At 42.8% G+C, this 1,828-nt stretch carries 2 protein-coding genes and 1 pseudogene; 2 read left to right on the top strand and 1 reads right to left on the bottom strand.

Annotated elements, in window-relative coordinates; genetic code table 11:
- On the bottom strand, nucleotides 1-579 hold a 579-nt coding region (locus QZY09_RS23120; RefSeq protein WP_295676657.1), incomplete at its 3' end, for an SDR family oxidoreductase.
- Nucleotides 580-820: 241 nt separating this feature from the next.
- On the opposite strand from QZY09_RS23120, the gene QZY09_RS23115 reads away from it, so the two are divergent.
- Together QZY09_RS23115 and QZY09_RS23110 are read left to right on the top strand one after the other, a co-directional pair.
- On the top strand, nucleotides 821-1,327 hold the full coding sequence (locus tag QZY09_RS23115) for a hypothetical protein (protein WP_295676655.1): 507 nt from the start codon (nucleotides 821-823) through the stop codon (nucleotides 1,325-1,327).
- A 6-nt stretch (nucleotides 1,328-1,333) separates the two neighbouring features.
- Nucleotides 1,334-1,828: pseudogene (locus QZY09_RS23110) on the top strand (hypothetical protein); the annotation flags it as partial.

Genomic DNA, 1,828 nt, shown 5'->3' with positions numbered 1-1,828 from the left:
TTCTAAAGAAGCTTTGGCAATGGAAACCGCTGCATAGCCCTCCCAATATTTATGGGCACCTTCACTGGTAAGGCCAATGATGCGGCCATCGGTGTGAAACAGATCAGCATTTAACAGTAACCGGGTCCAGTCAAGCAGGCTGGTACTCATCGCATAAGCCGTTAGCTGAATATCGTCAATGGATAGTACATTATAAACATCGCCTGCCTCTACTAAATCGCCGGCAGCCGAAATTGCAGTTTGGTTGATTGCCAGGGGCTTTAAATTCCCTCTTGCAATGCTATGGAGCAGTAATTTCACACTTTGGGTACCAGCCTGTACCGTAAATTCTTTGATAAATATGGCTTGCCCGTCCTTGTCAAGCGCATTGATATTATAGGATAAGATAGTTGTGGCGTTGGATGCGGCAATTTTTATAAACTTTTGCTTAAGCAATTTTTCGGCGGCTGCGGTTTCCCGGTACAAAACGGCCACATTCATGCCGTGCAAGGCCAATTTTTCTACGGTAGCAAAGCCAAAACCGCTCGATCCTCCTAATATAACCGCCCATAACCCTGAAAATTGTGCTGTCTTTTCCATTTAAATTCCCTTTATATACTCCAAACTTTACCGTTTTCTATATCAACCCTCAGGGCTGCATGTGCATAAAAAATATTCCAGGCGCCTTGAAAATCTATTTCTTGCATTTGCCTGTTGTATCTCCTAACAATTTCCGGAGTAATATGTTACAGATATATAATAAACAGTATATATTTTAACATATATGCCCATTTCAGGCCTATAGCGGGTAAAATAGGATGTTTTACAGGGATTGATTGCTATGAATATTTGGATAAAATGGAAAATTTTAGTCGTATGGACACTCCTGGTGGGGCCGGTTTTTTTTAAAACAGGCGCCGCACAGCCCAAATTTGATAAATCAGTGTTTTATGAGGTGATGGCGTCAGGAGATCTCGATGCCGTTAATCAGGAATTAGCAAAGGTAGCGTGGGCACAAACGAACCTGGCAACAGGATATATGGGCGCTTTATTAATGAAGAAAGCCGGTTTGCTGGCAAAACCCAAACAAAGATTAAAATTTTTTAAAGAAGGGCGGATCCAACTGGAAACGGCTTTGCTGGCTGACAAGGAGAATACAGAATTTCATTTTCTCAGGCTCGCAATTGAAGAACACGCCCCAAAAATCGTAAAATATCATACAGACATCGCTAACGATAAGCTGATTATTGAAAAAAATTTCAAAAATCTACCGCTGGTTTTACGGCAAGCGATCCTTGACTATTGCAAAAATTCAAAAGTACTTCAAGCAGCAAATTTTCAACCTTAAGTGCAGATGCAGCAAAAAATATTGGCGATTTATTACACGCAGTCGGGCCAGATGGCTGAAATCATGGAGACCTTTACCGCGCCATTGGCCGAAGCAGGTGCCAGGGTTGAAAAAGTGGCGATCAGGCCCCTTGCTGATTACAATTTCCCCTGGACAGGGAAAGGCTTTTTTTCGGTGATGCCTTCCTGTGTGCTGGGCATTCCCGAAGCATTGGAGCCGCTGAACGTAAAGGAACAGGCTTATGATCTGATTATTTTAGGTTATCAACCCTGGTTTTTATCTCCCAGTATTCCGAGTAGTTCCCTATTGCAAAACACAGCGTTCAAGGCTTTACTAAAGGATACGCCGGTAATCACCATAAGTGCTGCCAGGAATATGTGGATAAATGCATTTGTACGGGTACGGCATCTGCTCAAAGATGCCGGCGCGAAATTGGTGGGGAATGTTGCGCTGGTTGATAAACATCCTAACGTAGTGAGTTTTATAACGATTTTTTACTGG

Source organism: uncultured Mucilaginibacter sp. (genome assembly GCF_903913935.1).
Classification (GTDB): Bacteria; Bacteroidota; Bacteroidia; order Sphingobacteriales; family Sphingobacteriaceae; genus Mucilaginibacter.
The sequence above is the reverse complement of the archived record's forward strand: the minus strand, read 5'-3'. Positions and strand labels throughout refer to the sequence as shown.